Raw genomic sequence first — 15,053 nt, 5'->3', positions numbered from 1 at the left:
AAGCTGAACTTATTATTCTTAAAACCTTAATGGTTCAAATAAAAAAAAGTTCTCGATACAAAATGACTCTCCATTGCATTACAAATCATTTCACTCAAACTGGCGGAAAATCATTTTAACTCGCGTCCTGAACCTCGAACCTCGTATCTCGATCCCCAAACCCCAAAACAAATACAAAATCAAAATATTATGAAAACAAGACAAGAAAAAATTCAGGCTATAGAGCAGGATTGGCTAAACAATCCGCGCTGGAAGGGAGTGCAAAGACCTTACACTGCGGAGGAGGTATTAAAACTCAGAGGGTCTTATACGATCGATTATACGATCGCTACAGAAATGTCTAAAAAGTTCTGGGAGAAATTGACGACTCAGGATTTCGTAGCCGGATTAGGAGCATTAACTGGAAATCAGGCTGTACAGGAAGTAGATGCAGGTTTGGAGGCTATTTATCTTTCAGGATGGCAGGTAGCGGCTGATGCCAATTTATCTGGTGAAATGTATCCGGACCAATCTCTATATCCTGCCAATTCTGTCCCATCAGTAGTGAAAAAAATCAATAATGCTTTGTTGAGAGCAGATCAGATACAATCTGTAAGTGGAAACGGAGATAAGGAATATCTGGTTCCTATTATTGCTGATGCAGAGGCTGGTTTTGGAGGTAACCTGAACGCTTTTGAACTGATGAAACAGATGATTGAAGCCGGAGCAGCAGCGGTACATTTTGAAGATCAGTTGTCTTCTGCAAAGAAATGTGGGCATTTAGGTGGTAAAGTATTGGTACCTACCCAGGAAGCGATCAATAAATTAATTGCAGCTCGTTTGGCATCGGATGTAACCGGAGTTCCAAGTGTGATCATTGCAAGAACAGATGCCGATGCAGCAGATCTTTTGACTTCTGATATCGATGACAGAGATAAAAAATTTGTAACCGGTGAAAGAACTTCCGAAGGCTTTTATGTGGTGAAGAATGGAGTAGAACAGGGAATAGATAGAGGTTTGTCTTATGCACCATATGCTGACCTGATCTGGATGGAAACTTCCAATCCGGATCTGGAGCAGGCCAGAAAATTTGCAGAAGGAATCCATGCTAAATTTCCCGGGAAAATGTTGGCTTACAATTGTTCCCCCTCTTTCAACTGGGCAGCAAAATTGAGTGTTGAAGAAATGAAAACTTTCCGTGAGGAATTAGCAAAAATGGGATATAAATTCCAATTCATCACATTAGCAGGTTTCCATGCTCTGAATACGGCGATGTTCGAATTGGCTTTAGCTTATAAAGAAAAAGGAATGGCAGGATATTCTGAGTTGCAGGAACGTGAATTTGCTTTACAGCAAAAAGGATTCAGAGCGGTAAAACATCAGTCCTTTGTTGGGACAGGTTATTTTGATGAGGTGCAAAATGTAGTAACAGGTGGTTCTTCAGCTACGGTAGCGATGAAGGATTCTACTGAAATAGCACAGTTCCATTAAAATTCATTTTTTACATTATACATATTGTTTGAAAGCCTCCTCTTTTTTGAAGAGGCTTTTTTACGGTTTGCAGTCTAATCTATGATCTAATGAGATCAGGTTTTACAGTGATCATGATGATCAAAATTTGTATTATATTTGAACACGAAAAAAACAAAAGTTTTTAAAATAATTATTAAAGAAAATGAAGTTAATTAAAGTACTATGTATTGCAGCGGGATTAACCCTTACTGCTAACGCCGCAAATGCTCAACAGAAGATAGGTCATGTAAACTCAGATGATATTTTTGCAAGTATGTCTGAAGTGAAAACAGTAACCGCGACGATTGAAACTCTTACAAAAGGAAAACAAGCTGAAATAGAAAAACTGATTGGGGAATATCAAACCAAACTAAAGGCAGCTCAGGATAAAGAAAAAACATTGAGTGAAGCTAATAAAGAGGCTGTAACTAAAGAACTAATCGCTGCGCAAACAGAATTACAAGGATTAGGCAAAAAAATAGAAGATGCAAGAGGACAGGCTGCTAAGGAAGTTTCTGCTAAACAGACTGAATTGTTCACCCCTTTACAGCAAAAAATACAAAATGCTATTTCTGCTGTGGCTAAAGAGAGAAGTTTAAGCTATGTATTTGATACTTCATCAGCACAGGGAGCTAATAATCTTGTATATACAGACGGGAGCGAAGATATCACGCCTGCTGTAAAGACAAAATTAGGAGCTACAGCAACACCTGCTGCTAAGCCGACAGGAAAATCTAAATAGTAAAAAATAAAATACATTAAACGGAATCGGATCAAAATCTGATTCCGTTTTTTTACGAACATAGTTGATGAAGGTATTTAAAAAGGATTTGTAGTTTCTTTGAGATTTTATTTTTAAGCCCTATTTTTGAACAAATTTTGCAGTGGGATGAGTTTAGTTTATCAAAAAGAAATAAAGGTAACAGAAGAGAATATCGATCAGAATAAGCACGTGAACAATGTCCAGTATGTAAGCTGGGTAGAAGAAATTGCAACCGAGCATTGGGATTCTGTAAAACATCTGACCGAATATCCTGAAGATATATGGATGCTGCTCGATCACCACATTCAATATAAAAAGCAAGTCTATCTTGGCGACATCATCACTGTAAAAACATATCCTAAAAATCCGGAAGGAATCAGGCAACCCAGAAAAGTAGAGTTTTACTGTAATGGTCAGTTGGTTGTAGATTCATTAACTCTTTGGGTATTGATTGATTCTAAAACGCAGAGGGTTCAAAGATTGAAAAGTGATTGGCTGGAGAAGATATAGATAAAATATTTGGTGTCTGTCTTATTGATTGTAGTAGATATTAAATTAGATTTCATACTTATTTTTCTGTATTTTAATTAATGAAGATTGTCATCTCATTGGATTGTGATCATATCGAAAGATGTTTTCGTATATCCCATACTCACCCCAAATTGCTTATCTTTGCACCATGATACGTATTACAAAGATTTTTACATTCGAAACAGCGCATGTGCTGTATAATTACGATGGAAAGTGTAAAAATATGCATGGACATTCCTATAAGCTGTTTGTAACAGTGAAAGGAAAGCCTGTTAATGATTTGGAGAACCCTAAAAATGGGATGGTAGTGGATTTTGGTGATATCAAAAGTATCGTAAAATCGGAAATTGTAGATGTTTGGGATCATGCTGTTTTAATTAACGGATTGTCTCCACATAAAGAATTGGGTGAAGAGCTGGAAGGAAGAGGTCATAAAGTGATCTATTGTAATTTCCAGCCGACTTGTGAGAATATGTTGTATGCTATCGCTGCCAAAATAAAATCTAAGCTTCCGGCAGATGTTTCTCTTGCTTATCTTAAACTTCATGAAACCGAAAACTCTTACGGAGAATGGTTTGCTGAAGATAATGTATAATTGTATCCCATAAAAAACTCAGCCGGTGTTAAAGACGACTATTAATTTACAGCCTGGAAAAAAAGTATATTTTGCTTCCGATCAGCATTTTGGAGCTCCTAATCCTAAGGAAAGTAAAGTGCGTGAGGAAAAGTTCATCCGATGGATGGACGAAATAAAAGAAGATGCGCAGGTGTTGTTTTTGATGGGAGATCTTTTTGATTTCTGGCATGAGTGGAAATATGTTATTCCTAAAGGATATGTTCGTGTGCTTGGAAAAATTGCTGAGTTAAAAGACAGAGGGATTCATGTCTATTTTTTTGTGGGTAATCACGATTTATGGATGAAAGATTACCTGGAAGAGGAAATAGGCTGTACCGTATTTTACAAAAAGCAATATTTTGAAATGGGTGGGAAGCAATTCTTACTGGCACACGGGGATGGGTTAGGTCCTGGAGACAAAGGGTATAAAAGGATGAAAAAATTATTCACCAATCCTATTGCACAATGGGCTTTCAAATGGCTTCATCCTGATATAGCGATGAAAATTGCCTTATATCTTTCTCAGAAAAACAAAATGATTTCCGGAGAAGAAGATAAAGCGTTTTTAGGAGAAGATAAAGAGTTTCTGATCATCTATTCAAAAGAGAAGCTGAAGACTGAGAAGATTGATTATTTTATCTATGGACATCGTCACCTTCCTATGGTTTTAGATTTGGAGCAGAAAGCAAAATATATTAACCTTGGTGACTGGATTTCCTACTTTACCTATGGTGTGTTTCAGGAGGATTTTGAATTAAAAACTTTTGAGGAAAAGACAAAAAAAAATTACCTCTAAAAGAGGTAATCTTCGAGCAAATAAATTTACTCTGTTTTTAATCCATATTCCGAAAATATTATTGCAAGAATTTGACCAAAAAATTCAATTTATATTAAAAAAATATTAAAAAGATAGGGTGTTGAGGTAATCGACTAAAAATGAGATCGTAAGACTTTTAAAAACTAAAAATTGGAAAATATATTCAACATACGGACCGAGCAGGATTTTTTAAATGCTTCATTGAAAACATTTCGTTATCAATACGATAACGTTGATATATACAGGAAATTTGTAGATTATCTTAATATTGATCCAAATACCATTGATACAATAGCAAAAATCCCATTTTTGCCTATTGAGATGTTTAAGAATCATCAGATTTTAGACAAAAAAGTGGTTGCAGATCTCTACTTCCAAAGTTCAGGAACTACTCAGATGAACCTGTCCAAGCATTTTATTGCTAATGAAAATCTTTACCGGGAAAGTATTTATAAAAGTTTTGAACAGTTTATAGGAAAACCGGATGATTTTATTTTTCTGGGCTTACTTCCAAGTTACCTGGAGAAGAAAAACTCATCATTGATCTACATGGTGGACTATTTAATGAATGTTTCTGCTAAGCCTGAAAACGGATACTTTCTTTATAATCATTCAGACCTATTTGAACTTCTGAAAACCCTAAAACATAAAAAGGTTATTCTTTTTGGTGTTTCTTTTGCGCTTTTGGACTTTCTTGATTATTGTCAATCAGAAAGAAGTGACGAATCACTTGATTTTTCTGAAAATCTGGTGGTTATCGAAACAGGTGGAATGAAAGGAAGAAAAGAAGAAATGACAAAAGATGAATTGCTAATCATTTTGCAAAGAGGTTTTAAAACGAATGCCATATATTCCGAATATTCAATGACGGAACTTCTTTCACAAGCATACTCTCTTGGAAACAATGAATATGAATGTCCAAAATGGATGCGGATTTTAGTGCGAAATGCAGAAGATCCGTTGACTTATGAGAAAGAGGGGAGAACCGGAGCGGTTAATATCATTGATCTGGCCAACTTTTATTCGTGTTCTTTTATTGCGACACAGGATTTAGGAAAAACACTTCCAGGAGGTAAATTTCAAGTCTTAGGAAGGATTGATCATTCTGATATCCGGGGATGTAGTTTGTTAGTGAGTTGATTGGAGAGGGGTTCGAGATTCGAGATACGAGGTTTGGAATGTGAGATTAGAGATTCAGGATTCGAGTTGTATTGGTTTTGTAAAATGGGTATTTCCGTCAGTTCGAGTGAAATAATTCGTAATGCAATGGAGAATTATTTTGTATCGAGAACCTTTTTATTTGAACCATTAAGATTTTAAGAATATTAAGTTTAGCTTCGCTAATAAGACTTTAATACAAAACTTAAAAATCATTCTTGATTTTCCTTAACTAAACTTACTTTCTTAATAAACCTTAATGGTTAAAATTTTACATATATCAACAACTTCTCAATACGATTTTTTCAAAATCTACTCGAAGTGACGACATCATTGCAAACTTAGTTTTTAGATTAAAAGGGTTTCACTCTTTCTAACTTTAAAATACTCAAACTCTTATAAGATTATGCTAAAAATAGAAGAACTGGTTCACGCATTTATTCATTCTCATTGTGATTTTGAGAAAGAAATTGTCTTGACCAATCATTTTCATTCTGATTGGGAGGCTGATGTATTGATCATTGATGCAATGGGGCTGAGCCATGAAATTGAAATTAAATTATCTAAAAGTGATTTTAAGAATGATTTTAAAAAATCCTATCTCAATGCAGCTACCGGGGAGAAATTTTTAAAACACGATAAGGTCTCATCTGGTGATTATGTTTGCAATGCATTTAGCTTTTTGCTTCCTATGGGAATGATTGAGCATAAAATGATTCCTGAGCATTGCGGCATTATTGAATTCTATCATAATGTAGACACCTGGGAAACTGAATTTTATCTCATAAGAAAACCGGTTCGGGTGCATGAAGATTCATATTGGAAGCTTAATGACAAAGATCTATTTATTCGGAAAATGGCTTTGAATTTACTTCAACGAAAAATGGAGATCAAAGGAAAGCACGAAGAACTTATCTTTAAAAACCCTTTTGAGATTAAAAAAAGAAAATAAAAAAATCCTGTCAGCAATGACAGGATTTCTTGTGTATATATTTTTCATTAGGCAGCTACCTCGTTATCCGATCGCTGAAGTAAAAATTTGTAAATTAATCCGCCTGCAACTCCACCGAGGATTGGAGCTACCCAGAATAACCAAAGTTGAGACATCGCAGCACCTCCTACGAAAAGAGCCTGGGAAAGTGATCTTGCCGGATTTACAGAAGTGTTGGTAATAGGAATAGAAATTAAATGGATAAGCGTTAAAGCAAAACCGATAGCAATTCCAGCAAATTTTCCGTTAGCCCACTTATCTGTAGCTCCCATAATAATGATAAGGAAGAATGCGGTCAATAGAAATTCTGCTAAGAAAGCTGCCTGCATGGAATAACTTCTGTTATGATAGCCTGGCATATCATAAAAATTCGTGGCAAAGGCGCCAGGTCCTTCAGCGGTAAATGCTCCGGCACCATTCAGGATGATGTAAAGACAACCTGCTGCTGCAATCGCTCCTAAACATTGTGCTACAATGTATGAAATCAAATCTTTGAATGGGAATCTTCCTCCGGCTAAAAGCCCAAAGGTAACTGCGGGATTGAAGTGCCCTCCTGAGATATGGCCTACAGCATAAGCCATTGTAAGAACAGTTAAACCAAATGCTAAAGCAACACCTAAAAGTCCGATTCCGATATCGGGAACTCCGGCAGCAAAAACTGCGCTTCCGCAACCTCCAAAAACAAGCCAAAATGTGCCGAAAAATTCAGCAAAAAATTTTTTTATCATAATGTTTATTTTTATATTGAACCAAATTTATAGTTTAAATTTCAAATTTTCAAATTAATTTTTAAAAAGAATTAAATTAATTTGATCAACAAGTGTGAATGTGTTAATTTAATTGAGGATTTGATGAATAATATGTTTTAATGATACATCTCCTAGCGTTGAATTGTATCACATAAATGGTTATTTTCGTTTTTAAATTAAAAAGCTCTGCGAATGAAAAAGTTTCTGTGTCTAATTTTTGGATGTTTTATGTGCTGTTTTCACCATGCGCAATCATCGAAAAAGATAGGATCTTGTTATGATCTTACAGAAGTTCTGAAAGTAGAACCTACTGCTTTATACAAACCCCATCTCGATGCATCCAAAAGCTTTGGTGTTAAATTGCTGAAGGATTCTAAAACGGTTCAGAAATACATCAGCAACGGAAAATTCCATAAAATAAAGAAGGCGGGAAAAGGATATCGTGTTCAGAAACTGGATTACAGCAGGCCATATATGGTTTCCAAAGCTAAAACAACGCTTGAAAAAATGGGTGCTAAATTTAGCAAAGAAACGAAAGGACATACCTTCACAGTTTCATCAATAACAAGAACGCTGGAAGATCAGTGCAGATTGAGAAGGGTGAATTCTAATGCCTCTTTAGGAATCAGTTCTCATAATTATGGAAACTCTTTTGATATCTCTTACGTAAGATTTAATGATGTTCTCAAATATAATCCTAAAATGGAGATTGCTTTAGAAAAAGTCTTAAGGTATTACGCTAATGCCGGAAGAATCTATTACATAAAAGAAAGACAACAAAGTTGCTATCACGTCACTGTAAGAAATTATTGATCATTATTTTTTATAGAATTGAAGGTGTGAAGAATGCAATATCCATATGCGTATGTTATAGATAAATTGTGGTATTGATGAAAAATTCAGAGTGGATATTGTTTTATTTTAAATAGCATTAATAAATCTTCAATTATTAGTGAGGTATTTGCATACGTTGTTTAGTTTGTATAATTTTATGCAACTAAAACCATGTAAATATGACAATTTTAAACAGAGAAGAGTATGCCGCTGCGATCGCTGCCTGGGATACCAGTTCTAAGGATTATTCAACAATACAAAAACTGATTCCTCCCAATTATGTTTTTACCCTTTCACTAGACCAGATCGAGTGGGTGAAAAAAAATAATAAATGCAAAGATTTCTGTTCTGAAATGGGGGTTTATAAGAGTCAACTAGTGCTTATTCTTTGCCCTCTTGAAGCAAACGGACAGAAAATTTCTGTAAATGAATATCCTTATAGTATCCTTGCAGAGCTGACTACAAATCTTACATTGGTAGAAACAAAGGGATACACCTTAGTAAAAAATGCTGTTCTTTCTAAAGATCTGCAAAGAGTAGATCAAACTGCAGATATGTATTTTCCTGTAGCAAATATGCCTATCATGGAACAGGACAAAGCAGTGGCCGCTATAGAGCTTTGGAGAGATGAAGGATCTACCTGGTTTTACAGAGAATGTGACGAATTTAAAGGAACAAGAATTTTTAAAAGATTTTATGTTCCTTCCGAAGATTTAAACCCACCAAAAGAAGGACTTAGCTATATTGTGTGTTCTTTTGGAATTAAATTTTCAGAAATCTATCAAAGAACATTGGTAACATTGATTTTTATCTCTTTTTACCAGGATCTACAAAATACAGGAAGCGTGGAAGTGATCTCCAATACTTACGATTGGTCAAGACCATGTCCTCCTATTTGTCAATTATAAAATAAAATGCACAGCTATTTCATCACTACCTGGGGGATCACAAATTTTTTACTTCTTATTTCTTTTATTTTTGGAATTGCAAAATATTCTGCTTTAAGAAAGGAAGAAAAACAATATGTATTCTATATTGGATTTTTATTACTGATAGAAGCTGCTACCAATTTTTTAACAGTTGTCCTTCATTATAAAGATACCTCATTTCTGTATCCGATTTATATAGCTGGCGAATTTTTCCTGTTGACAAGTTTATTCATTAGGAAGTTAGGGATATCAAAATATGGACTGATTCCCTTAGCGATATTGGCACTTGGCTTTTTAATAATGAATAAGGTTTCTAAAACTTATTTTAATGATGATGTTGTAAAAGTAACTTCCAACATCATCATTGTCTGTTTTGCAGGATATACTTTATTACAGCAGATTAAGAACAGTAAAGTGATCAATCGGTTTACACTGGTAGATGCCTGCATCTTTTTTTATTATTCCGTTTCTGTTTTTATTTTTATTATCCAGCATCAGATAGCCTCTTTATCAGAGGATAATTACTATGCAATTTTAGGAACCAACAACATACTGTCAAGTATTCTGTATGGTTCATTTATATATACTTTTATCAAATTAAAGAAATAACCTTACATATTGATTTTTTAATACTGATAATTGTTACCATAGCAGTTATTGTATTATTTATTTTGCTTGCTTACAAAACTTTTGTAAACAGGATTATAAAAGAACAAAATGTACAACATGAAGCAGAAGTTCTTTATCAGAAAAACCTTGTACTGGAGAATATCAAGGCACAGGAAGAGGAGCGAAAGAGAATTGCAGTAATGATTCACGATGACATGGGGAATCGTCTCAACATACTTTCCTTATGGTTAAATAATCTGGATACCAAAGGAGATGAGCTGATCAAAAAAAATATTTACGGACAGATGTCTGCATTAATAGATTCTGCAAGAACAATATCTCATTCCTTATACCCGGTGAATCTGGAGTCAGTAGGGCTTGTCCTGTATATAGAAGAATTAATTGCAAACCTGTCTCATAAAATTAATATCTCGTTACACGTAGCTCCGGGTTATAAAAAGAAAGATATATTCATAGAAGTTCAATTGTATAGAATTATACAAGAATTTACTACCAATGTTATCAAGCATTCTGAAGCTACTCAACTTTGGATTTATCTTAAAGATTATCCAAACAGTACAGTAGCGATTATTTCAGATAACGGACAGGGGTTTGATTATGAACTGGTGAAAAAAGGGATGGGGATTAAAAATATTGAGTCCCGGGTAAAATCCATCAATGCAATGCATAAATGGAAAAATGTACTGAATAAAAGAAGTCGTTTAATCATTAAAATTCCATGTAATAATGAGCTCCAAGATTAAAATAGCGCTAATAGATGATGAACAGTTAATTCTGGAAGGGGTAAAACTATTATTATCTAATGAACAAAATATACTCGTCAACCTTACAGCAGATAACGGACCCGATTTTATAAAAAGTTTAGAAGATTTTTCAATAAATGATTTTCCGGATATTGCATTGGTTGATGTACAGATGCAACCGATGAACGGTTTTGAGCTGGTAGGAATTCTAAAAGAAAAATACCCTGATCTTAAAATAATCATTCTTTCTTCCCACTATAAAAGTTCTATTTTGGGATATATGGTAAAACTTGGAGTGTCTGCTTTTCTTCCGAAGAATTCAAACAAGAAAACATTTATTGATGCCATTACGATGGTATTCAAAAATGGTGTTTACTTTACAGCTGAAGACCATCAGATGCTGTTTACCTATATGAATAGTTCCAGTAAAAAGAAATCTTTATTCGAAATGGAGGATGAGCTTTCTGAACGGGAAAAAGATGTGGTAAAGCTTATCTGTCAGGAATATACCAATAATGAGATTGCAGAAAAACTTTTTATCAGTCCCCGAACCGTGGAAAGCCACAGGCAACGGGTACTGGAAAAGATCGGTGCCAAAAATACAGTTGGTATTGTAATCTATGCTATTATCAACAATATTTATTCGCTTGAAAAAATATAATTCCGTAGAAATACGGAATTTTTAATTTGGTAGCTTTTACTCTACTAATCTTAGTTTTTTCATGGTTACTTTGAGATGTTATCTGATCAGATAGTTGGGTTTGCAACCCATTAGAAGAGATCGATAATGACATAAAAATTGTTACCATGGAAAATAATATTATATCTATTGGCATTTTTTTCGATGGAACTGGAAATAACGGAATTAATGCAACTTCAGGGAAAGAGATATTAACCGACTATGAAAGCTATCATGCTGTACCTACCAATATTTATAAACTTTTTGAATTATTCAGCGGGAATGAAAAAATATATATTGAAGGAATAGGGACGGTAACCGGCGCTGAGGATAGTGACTTTGCCAAAGCGACCTGTAAAAACCCTGCCGGATGTTCGGGATATTCCTCGGATGATAAACTTCGAAAGGCTTATGTTTTTATTGATGAAAAAATGAAGGATAAGACGAATGAATATCAGTTTTATGTATATGGTTTTGGTAGAGGAGCTATGTTGGCAAGAAATTTTTGTCATGAATTACTAAAAGCAGGTTCATTAATATCAGGAAAAATAAAAGTAAGATTTCTGGGAGCTTTTGATACTGTAGAATCTGCCCCCTTCAATAATTATAATGTAAACTTACTGCCGGGTATAGAAAATGCCCTTCAAATATGTGCAGTAAATGAATGCCGATATTTTTTCCCGCTAACCGGTTTCTTTGAAGAATCCAGGAGTAAAATAGATTCAGAGTTGATCATTGGAAATTCTGTATGGAAAGAAATTTTTGTTCCGGGCGTTCATGCTGACATTGGCGGCGGATATCTGGATAGTTCGCAGTCTGTATATGTTTCCAATAGTTATTTTGATGTTTCGGATGTCAATGATTATGTTTCCAATATTGAGGATACTGCAAAGGATTCTGAGGGAAATGAAATTTGGGATCCTGTGCTGCGAAATTTTCATATAGATAAAGGGGAGGTTCTTTCTCAGGGATATGTAGAAAGAGAAATGGTATACAATGATCTGTCGAAAGTCTACGGAAAGTTAATGGTAATGCAAACGAATGCTATACATCCGATTTTTAATACAGATTTTAGTGAAACCAATTTCAAAATTGATGACAAGCATTCCTTCTTGGGGACGTTTTACCTGTCTCTGGCAAAATATATCAGTAATCTAACTCCACAAACGAAGCCTTTTTATGATTATAAAAAACTGGCTGACTACACTCATATCTCTGCCAACTTTGGTTTGTATAAAAAAGGAAATCTTCAAAAATCCACAGACTCGATGCATGCAGAGATGATCAATAACAGTTTAAATGTTCCGAGTAAATCATTAGTCAATAATCCTCATCCCGAAATGCATATACTGGATGATGTGGTGATTACAGATTTTGCCTACGGAAGTAATATTCCAAATAATGATGATTGGTCCCGTTCTATATTAATTTAATAATCTTATATATTAAATATTTGTATTTTTTTTCAGTTTTCTCTTATGTAATATAGCTTCTCAAATGAGGAGCTTTTTTATTTCTGGTCTATTCATTTCTTTTTCCGTATTTTTGCACCCGAAAAATATTCAGTATTAATTCTTAAATTATATCATTAAATGCTTTCGGTTCAAGGTCTAGGGTTACATCATTCGGGAAACTATTTGTTTCAAAATGTGAATTTCACCATTAAAAGGGATGATAAAATTGGTTTGGTAGGTAAAAATGGAGCAGGAAAATCCACTTTATTGAAGATGCTTTCCGGAGAAATTACATTCTACGAAGGAAATGTTGTGCCTGATGGAAATATTACAATCGGTTTTCTAAAGCAGGATCTGGATTTTGTAAAAGGAAGAACTGTCTGGGATGAAACCATGCAGGCTTTTGAACAAATCAATGCATGGAAAAATGAGCTTGAAGAAGTAAATCACCAGATGACTGTAAGAACAGATTATGAAAGTGATGCGTATACTGATCTAATCAATAGAATGACTGAGCTGAATGATCTTTTAATGCACCATGATGCCTACAACTTGGAAGGTGATATGGAGAAAGTATTATTTGGATTAGGATTCAAAGCTGATGATTTTAAGAAAATTACGGATGAGTTTTCCGGAGGTTGGAGAATGAGAATTGAATTGGCAAAACTGCTTCTTCAAAAAAATGATGTTATGCTTCTCGATGAGCCTACCAACCACCTTGATATGGAATCTATCATATGGCTGGAAAGCTTCCTTAAAGATTATCCGGGAGCTATTGTATTGGTAAGTCACGATAAGCAGTTTATGACGGCTGTTTGTAACAGAACCTTTGACGTTAACAACAAGAAAGTAGATGATTACAAAGCTGATTATACCAAATATCTTGAATTAAGAAAAGATAGAAAAGAAAAACTGATCCAGGCTAAAAAGAACCAGGATGCTGAAATAAAACATACCGAAGAATTAATTAATAAATTCCGTGCAAGTGCCTCTAAAGCAGCTTTTGCTCAGTCCTTGATAAAAAAACTGGATAAAGTAGAGCGTATTGAAGTAGAAAACGATGACGTTTCCAAGTTCAATATCCGATTTGTGCAGTCTGTTGTTCCTGGGAAAGTTAATTTTGAAGCTGAAAAATTAGGAAAAGCATACGGAAATAAGCAGATCTTCAATGATGTGGATTTTATTGTTCAACGTGGAGACAGGATTGCTCTTTTAGGCCAAAACGGACAAGGTAAAACGACTTTAGCAAAAATTCTTGCCGGAGAAATTAAAGATTATACCGGAACCTGGAATTTAGGTCACAATGTAAATATCGGATACTTTGCCCAAAATCAGGAAGAAGTATTAACACCAAACAAAACTGTTTTGGAAGAGGCAGAGGATGCTGCGACAGAAGAAACAAGACCAAGAGTAAGAGATCTTTTAGGATCGTTCTTGTTTCAGGGAGAGGCTGTTACAAAGAAAACCAAAGTACTTTCAGGAGGGGAGAGAAACCGTCTTGCGCTTTGTAAATTATTGTTGCGTCCTTTCAATACCTTGATTATGGATGAGCCAACCAATCACCTTGACATCCAGTCTAAGGAGATTATCAAACTTGCATTGCAGAAGTTTGAAGGTACGTTGATCGTAATTTCTCACGACAGGGAATTCCTACAAGGACTTTGTGATAAGATTTTTGAATTCCGTGATGGGAAAATGAAGGAGTTTTTAGGAGATATCAACGAATATCTTGAATACAGACAGAAAGAAACGATTAGGGAGATATCTGCAGAGAAAGCAAAGCTTCATGATGATGTAAAGGTAGAAGTAAAGCCTAAAGCAGAGGTAGTAGAAAAAGTAGAAACAGTATCTCAATCAAAATCTGGTTTTGTAAGTAAAGAGCAGAAGAATATCCAGAATAAAATAAAAAAAGTAGAGGAGAGAATTTCAGAACTGGAAACAAAGTCTGAAGAAATGGAAACCTCTTTTGCGAAAGAAAACCCTTCTGATGATACATTGGAACAATACAATAAAGTAAAAGCCGATCTTGAACTTGCCTTACAGGAATGGGAGCATTTGGCTTCTCAGTTGGAGTAAACTGTAACATGCAGTCACATGATTTAATGTAGGCTATTATTTTTTATTGAATAATTACAATTATTATTGTTATTTTTGATGCATGATTTTTAGAGAAAGTAGACAATTTAAGAATTTTATCTCAAGACTTTTGTTTGGGATTTATTTTCTTGCCCTGTTTTCTCAGAGTTTTCACCACCATGATCCGGTAGATAACTTTAAAATTTTCAATCTTAAAAAATCAGACAATACCATTACAAAAAATGTAGCTAAGGAAAAAGCCGGCGATTGTTTGGCTTGTCATTTCTTAGCTACTGGTAATACCTTAGTGCCCGAAGAATTTAGTTTCTCTTTTGAAGGGTATACTCAGGAAATAAAACAGATTATTACAGTTCAGGAGATCATCTGGTCTCAGACTAAATTTACTTTTCAACTTCGGGGACCGCCCACAATTTCATAATTCATAGATTTTATCGGATTTGTCTTATGCTTATAAAGCTTACATGACTTCTTAATAGAAAATTGAACTATTAGGATCATTAAGTTGATTGAGAATAATGCTGCCGGATGTATTCGTAGAAATGTACTAACATTAATACATGATACATTTTAC

At 34.6% G+C, this 15,053-nt stretch carries 16 protein-coding genes; 15 read left to right on the top strand and 1 reads right to left on the bottom strand.

Going from position 1 to position 15,053, the window contains the following annotated elements:
- Nucleotides 1-189 precede the first annotated feature (189 nt).
- From aceA to JHL15_RS18865, 7 genes are all read left to right on the top strand, one after another.
- Nucleotides 190-1,470 carry an isocitrate lyase gene (gene aceA, locus JHL15_RS18895; RefSeq protein ID WP_234047813.1) on the top strand — a complete coding sequence of 427 codons (1,281 nt, stop codon included), beginning with the start codon at nucleotides 190-192 and terminating at the stop codon, nucleotides 1,468-1,470.
- 184 nt (nucleotides 1,471-1,654) lie between these two features.
- Nucleotides 1,655-2,233, top strand: coding sequence for an OmpH family outer membrane protein (locus JHL15_RS18890; protein WP_200248280.1), 579 nt, complete (start codon nucleotides 1,655-1,657; stop codon nucleotides 2,231-2,233).
- A gap of 147 nt (nucleotides 2,234-2,380) precedes the next feature.
- The gene (locus tag JHL15_RS18885) at nucleotides 2,381-2,764 is read left to right on the top strand and encodes an acyl-CoA thioesterase (RefSeq protein WP_200248278.1); all 384 of its coding nucleotides are present in this window, start codon (nucleotides 2,381-2,383) and stop codon (nucleotides 2,762-2,764) included.
- Between the two features lie 169 nt (nucleotides 2,765-2,933).
- Nucleotides 2,934-3,380 carry a 6-pyruvoyl trahydropterin synthase family protein gene (locus JHL15_RS18880; protein WP_200248276.1) on the top strand — a complete coding sequence of 149 codons (447 nt, stop codon included), beginning with the start codon at nucleotides 2,934-2,936 and terminating at the stop codon, nucleotides 3,378-3,380.
- A 25-nt stretch (nucleotides 3,381-3,405) separates the two neighbouring features.
- A complete protein-coding gene (locus JHL15_RS18875; protein ID WP_200248274.1) occupies nucleotides 3,406-4,197 on the top strand; it encodes a UDP-2,3-diacylglucosamine diphosphatase in 792 nt (263 codons plus the stop codon).
- Nucleotides 4,198-4,368: 171 nt separating this feature from the next.
- On the top strand, nucleotides 4,369-5,358 hold the full coding sequence (locus JHL15_RS18870; protein WP_200248272.1) for a LuxE/PaaK family acyltransferase: 990 nt from the start codon (nucleotides 4,369-4,371) through the stop codon (nucleotides 5,356-5,358).
- A gap of 424 nt (nucleotides 5,359-5,782) precedes the next feature.
- On the top strand, nucleotides 5,783-6,328 hold the full coding sequence (locus JHL15_RS18865; protein WP_200248270.1) for a hypothetical protein: 546 nt from the start codon (nucleotides 5,783-5,785) through the stop codon (nucleotides 6,326-6,328).
- Nucleotides 6,329-6,375: 47 nt separating this feature from the next.
- Here the strand turns inward: JHL15_RS18865 and aqpZ are convergent, their stop codons facing one another.
- On the bottom strand, nucleotides 6,376-7,092 hold the full coding sequence (gene aqpZ, locus JHL15_RS18860) for an aquaporin Z (protein ID WP_200249218.1): 717 nt from the start codon (nucleotides 7,090-7,092) through the stop codon (nucleotides 6,376-6,378).
- A 216-nt stretch (nucleotides 7,093-7,308) separates the two neighbouring features.
- On the opposite strand from aqpZ, the gene JHL15_RS18855 reads away from it, so the two are divergent.
- From JHL15_RS18855 to JHL15_RS18820, 8 genes are all read left to right on the top strand, one after another.
- Entirely contained in the window at nucleotides 7,309-7,929 is a 621-nt protein-coding gene (locus JHL15_RS18855; RefSeq protein ID WP_200248268.1) for a DUF5715 family protein, read from the top strand.
- Nucleotides 7,930-8,129: 200 nt separating this feature from the next.
- The gene (locus tag JHL15_RS18850; protein ID WP_200248266.1) at nucleotides 8,130-8,858 is read left to right on the top strand and encodes a hypothetical protein; all 729 of its coding nucleotides are present in this window, start codon (nucleotides 8,130-8,132) and stop codon (nucleotides 8,856-8,858) included.
- 6 nt (nucleotides 8,859-8,864) lie between these two features.
- Nucleotides 8,865-9,488: a hypothetical protein gene (locus tag JHL15_RS18845; RefSeq protein WP_200248264.1), complete on the top strand. Its 624-nt coding sequence runs from the start codon at nucleotides 8,865-8,867 to the stop codon at nucleotides 9,486-9,488.
- Nucleotides 9,489-9,550: 62 nt separating this feature from the next.
- Entirely contained in the window at nucleotides 9,551-10,252 is a 702-nt protein-coding gene (locus JHL15_RS18840; protein WP_234047811.1) for a sensor histidine kinase, read from the top strand.
- On the top strand, nucleotides 10,236-10,913 hold the full coding sequence (locus tag JHL15_RS18835) for a response regulator transcription factor (protein ID WP_200248262.1): 678 nt from the start codon (nucleotides 10,236-10,238) through the stop codon (nucleotides 10,911-10,913). Before JHL15_RS18840 ends, JHL15_RS18835 begins: the two co-directional genes overlap by 17 nt.
- A 146-nt stretch (nucleotides 10,914-11,059) precedes the next feature.
- Nucleotides 11,060-12,364: a T6SS phospholipase effector Tle1-like catalytic domain-containing protein gene (locus tag JHL15_RS18830; RefSeq protein WP_200248260.1), complete on the top strand. Its 1,305-nt coding sequence runs from the start codon at nucleotides 11,060-11,062 to the stop codon at nucleotides 12,362-12,364.
- Nucleotides 12,365-12,523: 159 nt separating this feature from the next.
- A complete protein-coding gene (locus JHL15_RS18825) occupies nucleotides 12,524-14,461 on the top strand; it encodes an ABC-F family ATP-binding cassette domain-containing protein (protein ID WP_200248258.1) in 1,938 nt (645 codons plus the stop codon).
- An 82-nt stretch (nucleotides 14,462-14,543) separates the two neighbouring features.
- Entirely contained in the window at nucleotides 14,544-14,900 is a 357-nt protein-coding gene (locus tag JHL15_RS18820) for a hypothetical protein (RefSeq protein ID WP_200248256.1), read from the top strand.
- Nucleotides 14,901-15,053 lie beyond the last annotated feature (153 nt).

The organism is Chryseobacterium paridis (assembly GCF_016595215.1).
GTDB lineage: Bacteria > Bacteroidota > Bacteroidia > Flavobacteriales > Weeksellaceae > Chryseobacterium > Chryseobacterium paridis.
This window is presented reverse-complemented; position numbering and strand designations above follow the sequence as displayed.

What these genes read in the sequence shown, in the direction of transcription:
- JHL15_RS18855 (WP_200248268.1), top strand. Translation starts at nt 7,309, where the DNA reads ATGAAAAAGTTTCTGTGTCTAATTTTTGGATGTTTTATGTGCTGTTTT.
- JHL15_RS18890 (WP_200248280.1), top strand. Translation starts at nt 1,655, where the DNA reads ATGAAGTTAATTAAAGTACTATGTATTGCAGCGGGATTAACCCTTACT.
- JHL15_RS18865 (WP_200248270.1), top strand. Translation starts at nt 5,783, where the DNA reads ATGCTAAAAATAGAAGAACTGGTTCACGCATTTATTCATTCTCATTGT.
- JHL15_RS18820 (WP_200248256.1), top strand. Translation starts at nt 14,544, where the DNA reads ATGATTTTTAGAGAAAGTAGACAATTTAAGAATTTTATCTCAAGACTT.
- JHL15_RS18825 (WP_200248258.1), top strand. Translation starts at nt 12,524, where the DNA reads ATGCTTTCGGTTCAAGGTCTAGGGTTACATCATTCGGGAAACTATTTG.
- JHL15_RS18880 (WP_200248276.1), top strand. Translation starts at nt 2,934, where the DNA reads ATGATACGTATTACAAAGATTTTTACATTCGAAACAGCGCATGTGCTG.
- JHL15_RS18835 (WP_200248262.1), top strand. Translation starts at nt 10,236, where the DNA reads ATGAGCTCCAAGATTAAAATAGCGCTAATAGATGATGAACAGTTAATT.
- aceA (WP_234047813.1), top strand. Translation starts at nt 190, where the DNA reads ATGAAAACAAGACAAGAAAAAATTCAGGCTATAGAGCAGGATTGGCTA.
- JHL15_RS18885 (WP_200248278.1), top strand. Translation starts at nt 2,381, where the DNA reads ATGAGTTTAGTTTATCAAAAAGAAATAAAGGTAACAGAAGAGAATATC.
- JHL15_RS18850 (WP_200248266.1), top strand. Translation starts at nt 8,130, where the DNA reads ATGACAATTTTAAACAGAGAAGAGTATGCCGCTGCGATCGCTGCCTGG.
- JHL15_RS18845 (WP_200248264.1), top strand. Translation starts at nt 8,865, where the DNA reads ATGCACAGCTATTTCATCACTACCTGGGGGATCACAAATTTTTTACTT.
- JHL15_RS18830 (WP_200248260.1), top strand. Translation starts at nt 11,060, where the DNA reads ATGGAAAATAATATTATATCTATTGGCATTTTTTTCGATGGAACTGGA.